This is a genomic window from Streptomyces hyderabadensis (genome assembly GCF_020404845.1).
Classification (GTDB): domain Bacteria; phylum Actinomycetota; class Actinomycetes; order Streptomycetales; family Streptomycetaceae; genus Streptomyces; species Streptomyces hyderabadensis.
Genome location: NZ_JAIOJZ010000026.1, coordinates 60039 through 75725 on the forward strand (window position 1 = coordinate 60039; position 15687 = coordinate 75725).

Consider the following 15687-nt stretch of genomic DNA (forward strand, 5'->3'; position numbering starts at 1 on the left):
GAAGTGATCCAAACCTCTGTCGGCGGGGCGCGCCCCTGCATAGGGTATGGGGGTGACTCAGCCCGCAGCGCCTGCCTACCTCCGCTTTCCGCACCCGCACGGCGAGTTGGTCGCCTTCACCGCCGAGGACGACGTGTGGCTCGCCCCGCTCGACGGCGGCCGGGCCTGGCGGGTCAGCGCCGACAACGTGCCGGTGAACCACCCGCGCATCTCGCCGGACGGCACCGCGGTCGCCTGGACCTCCACCCGCGACGGCGCCCCCGAGGTGCACGTCGCGCCGGTCGACGGCGGCCCCGCCAAGCGCCTCACCCACTGGGGCAGCATCAGGACCCAAGTACGCGGCTGGACCGCCGACGGCCGCGTCCTCGCGCTCAGCACCCACGGCCAGGCCAGCCTGCGCCGCAGCTGGGCCCGCGCCGTCCCGCTCGACGGCGGACCGGCGACCACCCTGCCCTACGGCCCCGTCGGCGACGTCGCCCAGGGCCCGCACACCGTGCTGCTGTCCGCGCCGATGGGCCGCGAGGCCGCCTGGTGGAAGCGCTACCGGGGCGGTACGGCGGGCAAGCTGTGGATCGACCGCGAGGACGACGGCGAGTTCGTCCGCCTGCACGCGGACCTCGACGGCAACATCGAGTACCCCTTCTGGGTCGGCGACCGGATCGCCTTCCTCTCCGACCACGAGGGCACCGGCGCCCTGTACTCCTCCCTCGCCGACGGCTCCGACCTGCGCAGGCACACGCCCCTCGACGGTTTCTACGCCCGGCACGCCGCCACCGACGGCACCCGTGTCGTCTACTCGTCCGCCGGTGAGCTGTGGACGCTCGACGACCTCGACGGCGCCGAGCCGCGCCGCCTGGACATCCGGCTCGGCGGCGCCCGCGTCGACCTCCAGCCGTACCCGGTCAACGCCGCCCACTGGTTCGGCTCCGCGTCCCCCGACCACACCGCGCGCGGCAGCGCCGTCGCCGTACGCGGCGGCGTGCACTGGGTCACCCACCGCTCCGGACCGGCACGCGCGCTCGCGGCCACCCCAGGGGTGCGCAACCGGCTGCCGCGCACCTTCCGCGCCGAGGGCGAGGAGTGGGTGGTGTGGGTGACGGACGCCGAGGGCGACGACGCCCTGGAGTTCGCGCCCGCCACCGGGCTCGCCCCCGGCGCCACCGCACGGCGCCTGGCCGCCGGACAGCTCGGCCGGGTGCTGAACCTGGCCGTGGCACCCGACGGCAGCCGCGTCGCCGTCGCCTCGCACGACGGGCGGGTGCTGCTCGTCGAGCGGGAGAGCGGCGAGGTCCGCGAGGTCGACCGCAGCGAGGACGGCGACGCCTCCGGGCTGGTCTTCTCACCGGACTCGGCCTGGCTCGCCTGGTCCCACCCCGGCCCCGACCCACTGCGCCAGCTCAAGCTCGCCAACACCACCGACCTGTCGGTGAGCGAGGCGACCCCGCTGCGCTTCAAGGACTACTCGCCGGCCTTCACCCTGGACGGCAAGCACCTCGCCTTCCTCTCCACCCGGTCCTTCGACCCGGTCTACGACGAGCACGTCTTCGACCTCGCCTTCGTCGAGGGCGCCCGGCCCTACCTGATCACCCTCGCCGCGACCACCCCCTCGCCCTTCGGCCCGCAGCGCCACGGCCGCCCCTTCGAGACCCCGGACCGCGAGGAGACCCCCGACAGCGAGGGCACCCCCACCACCCGGATCGACATCGAGGGCCTCGCCGACCGCATCGTGCCCTTCCCGGTGGAGGCCGCCCGCTACTCCCGGCTGCGCGCCGCCAAGGACGGCGTCCTGTGGCTGCGCCACCCGCTCACCGGCGTCCTCGGCGCCTCCCGCGCCACCCCGGAGGACCCCGACCCCAACACCGAGCTGGAGCGGTACGACCTCGCCCAGCAGCGCGTCGAGCACCTCGGCGGCGACGCCGACCACTACGAGGTCAGCGGCGACGGCAAGCGGGTGCTGCTGTGGACCGACGGACGGCTCAAGGTGGTACCCAGCGACCGGCGGGCCTCCGGCGACGAGGACAGCGACACCAACGTCACCGTCGACCTGGCCCGGGTCCGGCAGACCGTCGAACCGGCCGCGGAGTGGCGGCAGATGTTCGACGAGACCGGCCGCATCATGCGGGACCACTTCTGGCGGGCCGACATGAACGGCGTCGACTGGGACGGCGTCCTGGACCGCTACCGGCCCGTCCTCGACCGCGTCGCCACCCACGACGACCTGGTCGACCTGCTGTGGGAGGTGCACGGCGAACTCGGCACCTCGCACGCCTACGTCACCCCGCGCGGCGGCCACGGCTCCGGTGCCCGGCAGGGCCTGCTCGGCGCCGACCTCTCCCGCCACGAGGACGGCACCTGGCGCATCGACCGGGTCCTGCCCTCGGAGACCTCCGACCCCGACGCCCGTTCCCCGCTCGCCGCGCCCGGGGTCGCGGTGCGCGCCGGGGACGCGATCGTCGCGGTCGCGGGGCAGGCCGTGGACCCGGTCACCGGTCCCGGACCGCTGCTCGTCGGCACGGCCGGCAAGCCGGTCGAGCTGACCGTCTCGCCGTCGGGCGGGGGCGAGGTGCGGCACGCCGTCGTCGTCCCGCTCGCCGACGAGGAGCCGCTGCGCTACCACGCCTGGGTCGCCGACCGCCGCGCCTACGTCCACGAGAAGTCCGGCGGACGGCTCGGCTACCTCCACGTGCCGGACATGCAGGCGCCCGGCTGGGCCCAGATCCACCGCGACCTGCGTGTCGAGGTGGCCAGGGAGGGCCTGGTCGTCGACGTGCGCGAGAACCGCGGCGGGCACACCTCCCAGCTGGTCGTGGAGAAGCTGGCCCGGCGTATCGTGGGCTGGGACCTGCCGCGCGGCATGCGGCCGACCAGCTATCCGCAGGACGCGCCCCGCGGGCCGGTCGTCGCGGTCGCCAACGAGTTCTCCGGCTCGGACGGCGACATCGTGAACGCGGCGATCAAGGCACTCGGCATCGGCCCGGTCGTCGGGGTCCGCACCTGGGGCGGCGTCATCGGCATCGACAGCCGGTACCGGCTGGTGGACGGGACGCTGATCACGCAGCCGAAGTACGCGTTCTGGCTGGAGGGGTACGGCTGGGGCGTGGAGAACCACGGCGTCGATCCGGACGTGGAGGTGCCGCAGCGTCCGCAGGACCACGCGGCGGGGCGCGATCCCCAACTGGACGAGGCGATCGCGCTGGCGCTGGCGGCGCTGGAGGAAACCCCGGCGAAGACACCGCCCACGCTGCCGTAGCCTGCGGCGCTCCCCGCCGCCGCTGCGGGCAGTCGTGCCTCCCCCAGTGCCTGAACGGCCTGGGAGGTACCCCCAGGGCGGCACGGGTGGGCGCGGCGGCACCCGGCAAGCGCCGGCGAGCGCACCCACCCGGCGTGCACCACGGCGCACGGTGCCCGTGCCGGCCCCGGGGTGGGGAGCGCAGCCCGGCGGGACGGGGTGCCGCCTGCGCCCACCCGTGCCGCCCCAAGCGGCACGACTGCCCGCAGGCTGGGGCGGCACGACTGCCCGCAGCTATGGCGGTGGCGGATACGATGCTCATCAGGAGATCACCGGTGTGAGGAGAGTCAAGTGGCTGGCGAGGCACAGGACGACTGTCTGTTCTGCAAGATCGTCGCAGGGCAGATTCCCGCGACGATCGTCCGCGAGACGGAGACGACCGTCGCGTTCCGGGACATCAACCCCCAGGCCCCCACCCACATCCTGGTGATCCCCAAGGCCCACCACCAGGACGCCGCCGCCCTCGCCGCCGAGGCGCCGCAGCTCGCCGCCGACGTGCTGCGCGAGACCCAGGCCGTCGCCGACGACGAGAAGCTGGAGAGCTACCGCACCGTCTTCAACACCGGCAGCGGCGCCGGACAGACCGTCTGGCACGCGCACGCCCACGTGCTCGGCGGCCGCGGCCTCGAGTGGCCCCCCGGATAGTCCGAGGCCTCAGACACCGTGTCCGTCCGTGAACTCGTCGTCCTCGGCACCGCCAGCCAGGTCCCGACCCGGCACCGCAACCACAACGGCTACCTGCTCCGCTGGGACGGCGAGGGCATCCTGTTCGACCCCGGCGAGGGCACCCAGCGCCAGATGCTGCGCGCCGGGGCCGCCGCCCACGACCTGAACCGGATCTGCGTCACCCACTTCCACGGCGACCACAGCCTGGGCCTGGCCGGCGTGATCCAGCGCATCAACCTCGACCGGGTCCCGCACGAAATCACCGCCCACTACCCGCGCTCCGGGCAGCGGTTCTTCGAGCGCCTGCGCTACGCCACCGCCTACCGCGAGACCGTCGCCCTCACCGAGGCCCCGGTCGCCGCCGACGGCCCCCTCGCGGTCACCCCCGCCTACACCCTGGACGCCCGCAAGCTCTCCCACCCCGTCGAGTCGTACGGCTACCGGCTCACCGAGCCCGACGGCCGCCGCATGCTGCCCGACCGCCTCGCCGCGCACGGCATCAAGGGCCCCGACGTCGGCCGCATCCAGCGCGAGGGCTCGCTGAACGGCGTCGCGCTCGACGAGGTCAGCGAGGTCCGCCGCGGCCAGCGGTTCGCGTTCGTCATGGACACCCGGCTGTGCGAGGGCGTGCACGCGCTCGCCGAGGGCTGCGACCTGCTCGTCATCGAGTCCACCTTCCTCGACGAGGACGAGGCCCTCGCCACCGAACACGGCCACCTCACCGCCGGCCAGGCCGCCCGGGTCGCCCGGGACGCGGGCGTACGGCACCTGGTCCTGACCCACTTCAGCCAGCGCTACTCCGACCCCGAGGAGTTCGAGCGGCAGGCGCGCGCGGCCGGTTACGAGGGCGAGCTGACCGTCGCCCGCGACCTCACCCGCGTACCGGTTCCGAAACGTCGGTGAAACCGCCGTACGATGCTCTGATGCCCCTGCCCAAAGCTGAACTGCACCTGCACATCGAAGGCACCCTGGAACCCGAGCTGGCCTTCGCGCTGGCCGCCCGCAACGGCGTGTCCCTGCCGTACGCGGACGAGGACGCGCTGCGCGAGGCGTACCGCTTCGCGGACCTCCAGTCCTTCCTGAACCTGTACTACGAACTGATGGCCGTCCTGCGCACCGAGCGGGACTTCGAGGATCTGGCGGGCGCCTACCTCGCCCGCGCCGCCGCCCAGGGCGTCCGGCACGCCGAGATCTTCTTCGACCCGCAGGCCCACCTCGCCCGGGGTGTGGAGATGGGCACCGTGGTGGAGGGGCTGTGGCGGGCGCTGGCCGGCAGCCGGGAGAACCACGGGGTCTCCACCCGGCTGATCATGTGCTTCCTGCGCGACGAGTCCGCCGAGTCGGCGATGGCGACGCTGGAGGCCGCGGGCCCCTACCTCGACCGCATCACCGGCGTCGGCCTGGACTCCGCCGAGGTCGGCCACCCGCCGGTCAAGTTCCGCGAGGTGTACGAGGCCGCCGCCGCCCTCGGGCTGCGCCGGGTCGCGCATGCGGGCGAGGAGGGGCCGCCCGCGTACGTCGTCGAGGCCCTGGACGTCCTCGGCGTCGAGCGGATCGACCACGGGCTGCGCTCGGTGGAGGACCCGGCGCTGGTGCAGCGGCTGGTGCGCGAGCGCGTCCCGCTCACCCTGTGCCCGCTCTCCAACGTCCGGCTGCGCACCGTCGACACCCTCGCCGACCACCCGCTGCCCGCCATGCTCGACGCGGGCCTGATGTGCACGGTGAACTCCGACGACCCGGCCTACTTCGGCGGCTACGCGGGCGACAACTTCGACGCCGTGCGCCAGGCCCTCGGCCTCACCGAGGAGCGGCTGCGGGAGCTGGCCCGCAACTCCTTCCTCGCCTCCTTCCTGGAGGACGACGAGGAGCTGCGGGCGCGCTACCTCGCGGAGGTCGACGCGTACATCTTCCCGACGGCGTAGGACTCAGCCCGTCCCGGACCCCGGTGCGGCCGCCGCCTGCCGGGGTCCCGCCGTGTCGTAGGCGCCCTGGACGGCCACCGCCGGGGCCTCCACGTCGATCTCCACGACCGGCTGCTCCGCGGCACCGACCTCGGGCACCGCACCGCTCGGCGTGCCCGTGGCGGCGGCGACCAGCGCGGCCGGGGTGCCGCCACGGCGGCGGATCGCGCCGGGCAGCAGCGGGCGCCCCGCGGTGTGCAGCGCGACGGCCGTCAGCGGCGCGGCGAGCAGCAGCAGTCCGGCGGCCAGGACCAGCCCCATGCCCGGGTAACCGGCCTGCGCCGACAGGACACTGCCGGTCAGCGGCCCGGCCGCGGTGCCCAGCGAGGACGCCGAGCCCACGAGCACCGCCCACCGGCCGCGCGGGTCGAGGGATGCGGCGAGACCGATCAGGTAGGACAGCACGACCGGGTAGACGGTGTTCCAGGCGATCTCTCCGGTGGCGAAGGCCCCCGGAGTGGTCGCCGACGCGCTCACCGCGATGCAGCCCGCGATCAGCACCGTGCCCGCGCCGACGGGCATCGCCCGCCCCAGCCGCGGCCCGAGCGCCCCGGCCGCCAGCACGCCCACCAGCCCCGCGCCCAGCGCGACGGCGAAGACGGCCCCGAGGGCGGCGTCGCCCAGGCCGGCCTGCGTCAGCCCGATCCGGCCGCTGACGCCCCACAGGGAGTTCTGCGCCAGGGACCAGCACAGCACCGTGACGGCGAGGACCAGTCCCGAACGGCGGTGGGGGAGCGGGGCGGTGGCACCGGTGCCGGGCGCGGCCGGGGAGGCGGCCGTCGGGCCCGGCAGGCGGCCGGTCAGCGGCCAGACCGCCAGCGCGGTCAGGGCGATCGCGGCCAGCGGCAGTCCGTGCGCCCGGCCGAGGTGGGGGACCGTCAGGTACACCGCACCGGCCAGCGCGGACACGCTCAGCAGGCCCATCGTGGAGGCGCGGTGGGGGTCCTTCTCGGCGGCGATCCGGGTGGCGGCGACCGTGGTGGCCGTCCCCGACCCGAAACCGCCCACGACCGCGCCGACGACGACGGCCGGGACGGCGGTGCCGAGCGCGGCGGCGCCGAAGCCGAGGACGGCCAGCGCGAGCCCGAAGCGGGCCAGGGTCCGGGCGCCGACACGCTCCACCCGGGAGGCGAGCAGGAAGCCCGCGGCCGCCGAACTCAGCAGCAGCGCGCTGCCGACGGCGCCCGCCTGCGTGGTGGACAGCGGCAGGCTGGTGTCGAGTCTGCCGACGGTGGTGGGCAGCAGGTACGGGGGAAGGTACCCGGCCGTGAAAAGGGCGACGAGGGGCCAGGGAGTGGTGCGGGGGGCGAACACGGGCGTTCCCAGGGCATGCGAAAGGGACGGTGGGAAGGGAGGGAGCGACGACCGTCGACCGAGAGGGGCGCGCGGGCAATTTGTATCAAGCGGAAGGAGCCCCGAAACAGGCGAGTCGATGTGATCTAGGTCACATATCCGTTTGGGGGTTGAGAAGCTGGGTAGCAGCGGTCGCTAACGCCAGTGGATCGAGCCGCCTCCGGCCGGAACCGTTGCCTCCAGTTTGGCCCTGATCTCCCGCATCACCGCCACGATCCGCGCCTCGTGAGCCGGCGTCAGCCGGGCCACCGGCACCGAGCAGCTGACCGCGTCCAGCGCCGGGACGTCATAGCGCAGCGCGAAGCCGAAACCGACGATGCCGGCCACGCCCTCCTCGCGGTCCACGGAGTATCCGCGCTCCCTGGTCCGGGCGAGGTCGGCCGCCAGGGCCTCCCTGCTGGTGTGCGTGTTCGGGGTGAACACCTCGTACGGCCCCTCGGGCAGGTCCGCGTCCGGCCGCTCCGCCAGCAGCGCCTTGCCGAGCGCGCCCACGTGGGCGGGCAGCCGGCGTCCCACCCGGCTGATCGTGCGCAGGTACTCGTGCGACTCCCGGGTCGCCAGGTACGCCACGTCGTGGCCGTCCAGCCGCCCCAGGTGGATGGTCTCGCCCAGCGCCTCGGACGCCTCGTCGAGGTACGGCCGCACCGCCCGCACCCGGGGGTCGGAGTCCAGGTAGCTGGTGCCGGTGAGCAGGGCGTGGATGCCGATGCCGTACAGGGAGCCGGTGACGTCGGTGCGGACCCAGCCGCGCGAGATCAGGGTCTGCAGCAGCGCGTACATCGAACTGCGCGGCACTCCCAGTCCGTCCGCCAGTTCCTGCAGGCGGGCCGGACGGTCGCCGCGCGCGGCCAGCACCTCCAGCAGTTCGACCGTGCGCGCGGCGGACTTCACCTCGCGGACGCCGCCCGGCGCCGCGTCCCCAGTCTCCGACATGGGCCGATCGTAAACGGATGCCCTCGACCCATTGACGCCCCACGGTCACCTCTCTAATCTCCATCTTCATACGTAGACGTCATCTACATACGGAGACAGTGAGAGTGATGGAGACGACGAGTGCGGGCCGCGACCCCGACCCCGACACCGGTCGGGCGGCCGTCGCCCGGAGGCTGCGCGAAGGCATGGCGGCGAGCGTGCTGTCCTTCCCGCTGACCAGCTTCCACGAGGACGGCTCCTTCGACGCCGACGGATACCGGGCCTACGTCGCCGAACGGCTCGCCGCCGGTCCGGGCGCCCTCTTCCCCGCCTGCGGCACCGGCGAGTTCTTCTCCCTGGACGAGGACGAGTACCGGCAGGCCGTCACCATCGCCGTCGAGGAGACGGCCGGGAGCGTGCCCGTCGTCGCCGGAACCGGCTACGGCTGGGCGCAGGCCCTGCGGTTCGCCCGTATCGCCGAGGACGCGGGGGCCGACGCCCTCCTCGTCATGCCGCACTACCTCACAGCCGCCCCGCAGGACGGCCTGGTCGCCCAGGTGGAGCGGATCGCCGCGGGCACCCGGCTCCCGCTCATCGCCTACCAGCGCGGCCAGGTCGCCTACACCGCCGAGTCCGTCCGGCGCCTCGCCCGCGTCCCCGGCGTGATCGGCCTCAAGGACGGACACAGCGACCTCGACCGCCTCCAGCGCACGGTCCTCGCCGCGCCCGACGACTTCCTGTTCTTCAACGGCGCCGCCACCGCCGAGGTCCAGGCCCGTGCCTACGCCGCCGTCGGCGTCCCCGCCTACTCCTCCGCCGTGCACGCCTTCGCCCCCGAGATCGCGAACGCCTTCCTCGCCGCCCTGCGCGGCGGCGACACCGGCACGGTCGACAAGCTGCTGCGCGACTTCTACGTGCCCTTCGTCGAACTGCGCGACCGGACCCCCGGGTACGGGGTGTCCCTCGTGAAGGCCGCGGCCCGGCTGCGCGGTTGCCCCGTCGGCCCCGTGCGCGCACCGCTCACCGACCCCACGGCTGCCGAGTCGGCCGAACTGAAGACCCTGCTCACCGTCGGACTCGACCTCGTAGGAGCCGCCCTGTGACCGCCGACCTCACCATCACGGCCGTCCGCCTCACGCCGATCCTGGTCGCCGACCCGCCCCTGCTGAACACCCAGGGCGTGCACCAGCCGTACACCCCCCGCCTGATCGTCGAGGTGGAGACCGCCGACGGCGTCACCGGCGTCGGCGAGACCTACGGCGACGCCAAGTACCTGGAGCTGGCCCGCCCGTTCGCCGGCAAACTGGTGGGACGTCAGGTCAACGACCTCAACGGCCTGTTCACCGTCGCCGACGAGGTCGCCGTGGACGACTCGCGGGTCTCGGGGCAGGTGGACGTCGGCGGGCTGCGCGGCGTCCAGACCGCCGACAAGCTGCGCCTGTCCGTCGTCTCCGGCTTCGAGGTCGCCTGCCTCGACGCCCTCGGCAAGGCGCTCGGCCTGCCCGTGCACGCCCTGCTCGGCGGCAAGCTCCGCGACGCCGTCGAGTACAGCGCCTACCTCTTCTACAAGTGGGCCGGCCACCCCGAGGGCGTCGCCTGCGAGCAGGACGACTGGGGCGCCGCCCTCGACCCGGCCGGCGTGGTCGAGCAGGCCCGCACCTTCACCGAGCGGTACGGCTTCACCTCCTTCAAGCTCAAGGGCGGCGTCTTCCCGCCCGAGGAGGAGATCGCGGCGATCAGGGCCCTCGCCGAGGCCTTCCCCGGGCACCCGCTGCGCCTGGACCCCAACGGCGCCTGGTCCGTGGAGACCTCGCTCAAGGTCGCCGCCGAACTCGGGGACGTCCTGGAGTACCTGGAGGACCCCGCGCTCGGCACCGGGGCCATGGCCGAGGTCGCCGCACAGACCGGGGTGCCGCTCGCGACCAACATGTGCGTGACGACCTTCGCCGAGATCCGGGAGGCGTTCACCAAGGGCGCCGTGCAGGTCGTGCTCTCCGACCACCACTACTGGGGCGGACTGCGCAACACCCAGCAACTCGCCGCCGTCTGCCGCACCTTCGGCGTCGGCGTCTCCATGCACTCCAACACCCACCTGGGCATCAGCCTCGCCGCCATGACCCATGTCGCGGCCACCGTGCCCAACCTCCACCACGCCTGCGACTCCCACTACCCCTGGCAGTCCGAGGACGTGCTCACCGAACGGCTCACCTTCGACGGCGGCAAGGTCGCCGTCAGTGACGCCCCCGGCCTCGGCGTCGAACTCGACCGCGAGCGCCTGGCGTTCCTCCACCGGCGCTGGCTCGACGACGACGGCACGCTCCGCGACCGCGACGACGCGGCGGCGATGCGGGCCGCCGACCCGGGGTGGGTCACCCCGTCCGTCCCCCGTTGGTGAAGCCGTTCCCTCCCTTCCCTGCCACGACCGGAGCCGCTCGTGTCCGCTGCAGTCCCCGAGGTGCATTCCCCCGCCGTACAGTCCGCCGTCCGCAAGATCTTCCGCCGCGTGGTCCCCCTCTTCTTCGTCATGTTCGTGGCGAACTACATGGACCGCGTGAACCTGGGCTTCGCCCAGGACGAACTCCGCGCCGACGTCGGCCTGTCGGCCGCCGCGTTCGGCCTCGGCGCCGGCATCTTCTTCGTCGCGTACGCCATCTTCGAAGTCCCCTCCAACATGCTGATGGAGCGGTTCGGGGCCAAGGTGTGGCTCACCCGCATCATGATCAGCTGGGGTGTCGTCGCCACCGCGATGGCCTTCGTCGACAGCGTGGAGATGTTCTACGCCCTGCGCTTCCTGCTCGGCGTCGCCGAGGCGGGCTTCTTCCCGGCCGTCATCTACTACTTCAGCCGCTGGCTCCCCGACTCCCACCGGGGCCGGGCCACCTCGGTCTTCCTGATGGGTTCCGGCACCGCCACCGTCATCGTCGGCCCCATCTCGGGCGCGCTGATGGAGATGCACGGGATCTGGGGCCACGCGGGCTGGCAGTGGATGTTCTTCATCGAGGGCGTCTTCTCCGTCGTCCTCGGCTTCGTCGTCTACCGCTTCCTCGACTCGGGCGTCGAGCAGGCGGCGTGGCTGACCGACGAGGAGAAGTCCGGCCTCGTCGCGGCCATCGACGCCGAGCAGGACGAACGCGACGCGCGGCGCGGCGAGAAGGCGGCCAGGGTCTCCCGCTGGAAGCTGCTCGCCGACCCCCAGATGCTGCTCTTCCTCTGGATCTACTTCGCCATCAACGTCGCCCTGTACGCGGTGACCTTCTGGCTGCCGTCGATCGTGGACGACATCGGCGGGGTGAGCGACTTCCAGGTGGGGCTGCTGACCGCCGTGCCGTGGCTGTGCGCGCTGGTCGCCCTGTTCGTCAGCGGCCGGGTCTCCGACCGCATCGGCAAGCGCCGGCCCGTCCTGGTCGCCCTGCTCCTGCTGGGCGGCTGCGGCACCCTGCTGGCCGTGTTCGTCTCGCCCTGGGTGGGGCTCGGCGCGCTGTGCCTGGCCGCGATGGGGTTCAAACCGGCCTCCCCGGTCTTCTGGACCATCCCGCAGAGTTATCTCGACGCCCGCGCCGCGGCCCCCGGCATCGCGCTGATCAACTCCATCGGCAACCTCGGCGGGTTCGTCGCCCCCACCGCCTTCGGCATCATCGAGGACACGACCGGCTCGACCAAGGGCGGCCTGGTCGGGCTGACCGTCGTCGGATTCCTGGCCGCGCTGAGCGTGCTGCTGGTGCGCGGCGGCGGACGCAACGACCGGGTCCGCACCCGCCCGGCCGGGGCGGCCGCCGCCCCGGCACCGGAGACCAGCCCCGGCGCCGCCCGGACCACGCACCCGGGTCCTGCCACGGCCTGACGCCACGCGGCCGGCGCCACCGCACTGCCGGTGGCGTGGTGCACACTGGCGGGGTCCGCACCATGCCAGGGAGCGCACCGTGACAGCCTCCACCGTGTCCACCGACGTGCCCGACGTTCCCGACGCGACCGACGTGCCCGTCATGCCGGCCGACGAGAGAACGCACCGCCACGTCCCGCCCGAGGGATCGCACCGCCACCCCCAGGTCGATCCCCTCGACGGCCTGCGCACCCCGCAGGACCCGCCCTGGGACGTGTATCTGACCGGCACCGTCTTCCTCGACGTGATCTTTACCGGGCTCGACTCCGCCCCGGTGCGCGGGACCGAGTCCTGGGCCCGGGGGATGGGGTCGAGCCCGGGCGGCATCGCCAACATGGCGACCGCGCTGGCCCGCCTCGGCCTGCGCACCTCGCTGGCCGCCGCGTTCGGCGACGACCACTACGGCGACTACTGCTGGGACGCCCTGTCCCGGGGCGAGGGCATCGACCTGACCCCCTCGCGCACCGTGCCGGGCTGGCACTCGCCGGTGACGGTCTCCATGGCGTACGAGGGGGAGCGCACGATGGTCTCGCACGGCCACGAGCCGCCGCCCGAGGAGCCGTCCCCCGACTGCCCGCCCGGCGCCCGCGCCGCCGTCGCCTCCCTCGCGCCCGGGGTCAGCGCCCCCTGGATCGCCCGGGCCGCCGCCCGCGGCACCCGCGTCTTCGCCGACGTCGGCTGGGACGACACCGGCGCCTGGGACCTGGCCGCGCTGCCCGACCTGGCGCACTGCGAGGCGTTCCTGCCCAACGCGGAAGAGGCCATGCGCTACACCGGCGCCACCTGCCCCCGCGCCGCCGCGCACGCCCTGACCGAGCACGTGCCGCTCGCCGTGGTCACCCTCGGCGCGGACGGCGCCTACGCGGTGGACCGGCGCACGGGGGAGAGCGCCGAGGTCCCGGCCATCGAGGTCGAGGCGCTGGACCCGACCGGCGCCGGGGACGTGTTCGTCGCCGGGTTCGTCACCGGCACCCTGGCCGGCTGGCCGCTCGCCGACCGCCTGGCCTTCGCCGGGCTGACCGCCGCCCTCTCCGTCCAGGAGTTCGGCGGCTCGCTGTCGGCGCCGGGCTGGGGCGAGATCGCGACGTGGTGGCGCAAGGTCCAGTCGCTGGAGGACCAGGACCCGGCCGCGCTCAGCCGCTACGCCTTCCTGTCCGGCCTGGTCCCGGACGACCTGGTGGCCCCGTGGCCGCTGCGCCGCGCGGTCCCCACCATCGGCTTCCGCCGCCCGGCCCCCTGACCGCCCCCCGGCCCGGCGCGCGCCGAACCCGCACGCTCAGAACCCGAGGCGCCGCAGCTGCTTGGGGTCGCGCTGCCAGTCCTTGGCCACCTTCACGTGCAGGTCCAAGAAGACCGGGGTACCGAGCAGCGCCTCGATCTGTTTGCGGGACTTGATGCCGACGTCCTTCAGGCGCTTGCCCTTGGGGCCGATGATGATGCCCTTCTGGCTGGGGCGCTCGATGTAGACGTTGGCGTGGATGTCCAGGAGCGGCTTGTCGGCGGGGCGGTCCTCGCGCGGGAGCATCTCCTCGACCACCACCGCGATGGAGTGCGGCAGCTCGTCGCGCACGCCCTCCAGCGCGGCCTCCCGGATCAGCTCGGCGACCATGACCTGCTCCGGCTCGTCCGTCAGGTCGCCCTCGGGGTAGAGCGCCGGGCCCTCGGGCAGCAGCGGGGTGAGGAGGTCGGCGAGCAGGTCCACCTGCTGGTTCGCCGTGGCGGACACCGGGACGATCTCCGCCCAGGTGATCCCCAGCTCCTTGCCCAGCTGGTCGACCGCGATCAGCTGCTCGGCCAGGGCCTTGGAGTCCACCAGGTCGGTCTTGGTGACGATCGCGATCTTCGGGGTCTTCTTGATCCCCGCCAGCTCCTTGGCGATGAAGCGGTCACCGGGGCCCAGCTTCTCGTTCGCCGGCAGGCAGAAGCCGATCACGTCCACCTCGGCCCACGTGGTGCGCACCACGTCGTTCAGCCGCTCGCCCAGCAGCGTGCGCGGCTTGTGCAGCCCCGGGGTGTCCACCAGGATCAGCTGGGCGTCCTCCCGGTGGACGATGCCCCGCACCGTGTGCCGGGTGGTCTGCGGGCGGTTCGAGGTGATCGCCACCTTCTGCCCGACCAGAGCGTTCGTGAGGGTGGACTTGCCCGCGTTGGGGCGGCCCACGAAGCAGGCGAAGCCGGCCCGGTGAACAGCCTCGGCCGGTTCTTCGGATGACTGGGTACGAACGCTCATGGCGCCCATTGTCCCTGATCCCCGAAGCCCCGCCGTACCACGGTCGTCCGCCGGGCCCGCGCGGGTCAGCCCGCGCTCATCGTGGCCCGCACCGTGCCGTCCGGCCCGGCCACCAGCACCGGGGTCTCCGGCCCGCCCAGGTCCCGCACCGCCGCCCGGTCCTCGTCCGACGCCGACTCCGCCTCGGTCACCACGGCCGCCGCCTCCAGGGACTTGGCGCCGGACGCCACCGCCATCGCCACCGCCGTACGCAGGGCGCTGAGCTTCAGGGAGGCCAGGGCGACGGTCCCGGCGACGTACGTGCGGCCGGTCTCGTCGCGTACGGCGGCGCCCTCGGGCACGCCGTTGCGGGCGCGGGCCGAGCGGGCCAGGGTGACGATCTTGCGGTCCTCGGGGTCGAGGTCGGGAGTCTCGGTCATGGGGTGAGCATACGGAGCCCCGTCGGCCGCCGGGCCGCTCACCCCGTCACCGGCCCGCTCCCCGCGAGAGGCCCCGCTCACCCCGCCACCGGGTACATCGCCCCGCGCCGCCCCTCCGGCGAGGCCAGCCACTCCAGCTTCGCCGCGGTGTTCGCCTCGTCCAGCGGCGTGTGCAGCACGATGGTCAGATCCGGCCGCGCGGGCACCTGGAGCGCCGTCGACTCCAGGCTGAGCAGGCCGACCAGCGGATGGTCCAGCTCCTTGCGGATCTGCCCCGCGTCCTCGATGTCCCGCTGCTCCCACAGCGCGGCGAACTCGGCACTGGCCTCCCGCAGCTCCGCCAGCACCTGCTGGAAACCCTCGTCGTCCGGGTGGGCCGAGCAGGTCGCGCGGAACTGGGCGACGACCGTGCGCGCGTTGTGCTCCCAGTTGCGGGCGCGGGAGCGGTACAGCGGGTCGGTGAAGAAGTCGACGATGCAGTTCCACGTCGTCTCGGGCCGCATGCCCAGCACCGCCGCCGCCGCGTCGTTGTACATCACGCAGTTGTAGTACCGGTCCATGATGTGCGCCGGATACGGCATCCAGGTGTCGATCAGCCGCCGCAGCCCCTCGCACATGTCCCGCTTGGCCGGCTCCACCTCGGCGGCCGGCGGGTTCAGCCCGGCCAGCACGTACAGGTGGCGGCGCTCGGCGTTGCTGAGCCGCAGCACCCGGCCGACCGCGTCCAGGACCTGCGGCGAGACGGAGATGTCGCGGCCCTGCTCCAGCCACTGGTACCAGGAGGCGCCCACCCCGGCGAGCACGGCCACCTCCTCGCGGCGCAGCCCCGGCGTGCGGCGCCGCGCCCCGCCGTCCGGCAGGCCGACCTCGGCCGGGGACACCCGGGCCCGCCGGCTCATCAGGAACTCCCGCAGCTCACTGCGGCGCCGGTCCCGCCCCGGCACCGATTCCGCCCTCGCGATCACGTCCGGCACGTG

Annotated in this window: 13 protein-coding genes; 8 read left to right on the plus strand and 5 right to left on the minus strand. The window is 73.8% G+C overall.

Going from position 1 to position 15687, the window contains the following annotated elements; translation table 11 throughout:
- The first annotated feature begins 46 nt into the window (after positions 1 to 46).
- The 4 genes from K7854_RS20890 to K7854_RS20905 all read left to right on the plus strand — a co-directional run bounded on the left by K7854_RS20890 (position 47) and on the right by K7854_RS20905 (position 5877).
- A complete protein-coding gene (locus tag K7854_RS20890; protein WP_226028066.1) occupies positions 47 to 3250 on the plus strand; it encodes a S41 family peptidase in 3204 nt (1067 codons plus the stop codon).
- 330 nt (positions 3251 to 3580) lie between these two features.
- Positions 3581 to 3934: a histidine triad nucleotide-binding protein gene (locus K7854_RS20895; RefSeq protein WP_226028067.1), complete on the plus strand. Its 354-nt coding sequence runs from the start codon at positions 3581 to 3583 to the stop codon at positions 3932 to 3934.
- Between the two features lie 18 nt (positions 3935 to 3952).
- A complete protein-coding gene (locus tag K7854_RS20900) occupies positions 3953 to 4858 on the plus strand; it encodes a ribonuclease Z (protein WP_226028068.1) in 906 nt (301 codons plus the stop codon).
- A 20-nt stretch (positions 4859 to 4878) separates the two neighbouring features.
- Positions 4879 to 5877 carry an adenosine deaminase gene (locus tag K7854_RS20905; protein WP_226028069.1) on the plus strand — a complete coding sequence of 333 codons (999 nt, stop codon included), beginning with the start codon at positions 4879 to 4881 and terminating at the stop codon, positions 5875 to 5877.
- Positions 5878 to 5880: 3 nt separating this feature from the next.
- On the opposite strand, the gene K7854_RS20910 is transcribed toward K7854_RS20905, so the two are convergent.
- A complete protein-coding gene (locus K7854_RS20910) occupies positions 5881 to 7230 on the minus strand; it encodes an MFS transporter (protein WP_226028070.1) in 1350 nt (449 codons plus the stop codon).
- A 174-nt stretch (positions 7231 to 7404) separates the two neighbouring features.
- Positions 7405 to 8202, minus strand: coding sequence for an IclR family transcriptional regulator (locus K7854_RS20915; RefSeq protein WP_226028071.1), 798 nt, complete (start codon positions 8200 to 8202; stop codon positions 7405 to 7407).
- A gap of 107 nt (positions 8203 to 8309) precedes the next feature.
- Here K7854_RS20915 and K7854_RS20920 point away from each other — a divergent pair, with 107 nt between their 5' ends.
- From K7854_RS20920 to K7854_RS20935, 4 genes are all read left to right on the plus strand, one after another.
- Positions 8310 to 9284: a 5-dehydro-4-deoxyglucarate dehydratase gene (locus K7854_RS20920; RefSeq protein WP_226028072.1), complete on the plus strand. Its 975-nt coding sequence runs from the start codon at positions 8310 to 8312 to the stop codon at positions 9282 to 9284.
- On the plus strand, positions 9281 to 10576 hold the full coding sequence (locus tag K7854_RS20925) for a glucarate dehydratase family protein (RefSeq protein ID WP_226028073.1): 1296 nt from the start codon (positions 9281 to 9283) through the stop codon (positions 10574 to 10576). Before K7854_RS20920 ends, K7854_RS20925 begins: the two co-directional genes overlap by 4 nt.
- Before the next feature lie 60 nt (positions 10577 to 10636).
- A complete protein-coding gene (locus tag K7854_RS20930; protein ID WP_226028107.1) occupies positions 10637 to 12022 on the plus strand; it encodes an MFS transporter in 1386 nt (461 codons plus the stop codon).
- Positions 12023 to 12164: 142 nt separating this feature from the next.
- Positions 12165 to 13301, plus strand: coding sequence for a carbohydrate kinase family protein (locus K7854_RS20935; protein WP_226028108.1), 1137 nt, complete (start codon positions 12165 to 12167; stop codon positions 13299 to 13301).
- Positions 13302 to 13337: 36 nt separating this feature from the next.
- Here the strand turns inward: K7854_RS20935 and era are convergent, their stop codons facing one another.
- From era to K7854_RS20950, 3 genes are all read right to left on the minus strand, one after another.
- A complete protein-coding gene (era, locus tag K7854_RS20940) occupies positions 13338 to 14291 on the minus strand; it encodes a GTPase Era (RefSeq protein WP_186777347.1) in 954 nt (317 codons plus the stop codon).
- A gap of 65 nt (positions 14292 to 14356) precedes the next feature.
- Positions 14357 to 14710 (minus strand): cytidine deaminase-like protein, encoded by a 354-nt coding sequence (locus tag K7854_RS20945; RefSeq protein ID WP_226028074.1) that lies wholly within the window; start codon positions 14708 to 14710, stop codon positions 14357 to 14359.
- 77 nt (positions 14711 to 14787) lie between these two features.
- On the minus strand, positions 14788 to 15684 hold the full coding sequence (locus K7854_RS20950) for a helix-turn-helix transcriptional regulator (RefSeq protein WP_226028075.1): 897 nt from the start codon (positions 15682 to 15684) through the stop codon (positions 14788 to 14790).
- Positions 15685 to 15687 lie beyond the last annotated feature (3 nt).

Bases quoted from the DNA above. Each gene is read 5' to 3' on its own strand.
- K7854_RS20945 (WP_226028074.1), bottom strand. From the start codon at position 14,710: ATGACCGAGACTCCCGACCTCGACCCCGAGGACCGCAAGATCGTCACC.
- K7854_RS20890 (WP_226028066.1), top strand. From the start codon at position 47: ATGGGGGTGACTCAGCCCGCAGCGCCTGCCTACCTCCGCTTTCCGCAC.
- era (WP_186777347.1), bottom strand. From the start codon at position 14,291: ATGAGCGTTCGTACCCAGTCATCCGAAGAACCGGCCGAGGCTGTTCAC.
- K7854_RS20935 (WP_226028108.1), top strand. From the start codon at position 12,165: ATGCCGGCCGACGAGAGAACGCACCGCCACGTCCCGCCCGAGGGATCG.
- K7854_RS20915 (WP_226028071.1), bottom strand. From the start codon at position 8,202: ATGTCGGAGACTGGGGACGCGGCGCCGGGCGGCGTCCGCGAGGTGAAG.
- K7854_RS20905 (WP_226028069.1), top strand. From the start codon at position 4,879: ATGCCCCTGCCCAAAGCTGAACTGCACCTGCACATCGAAGGCACCCTG.
- K7854_RS20920 (WP_226028072.1), top strand. From the start codon at position 8,310: ATGGAGACGACGAGTGCGGGCCGCGACCCCGACCCCGACACCGGTCGG.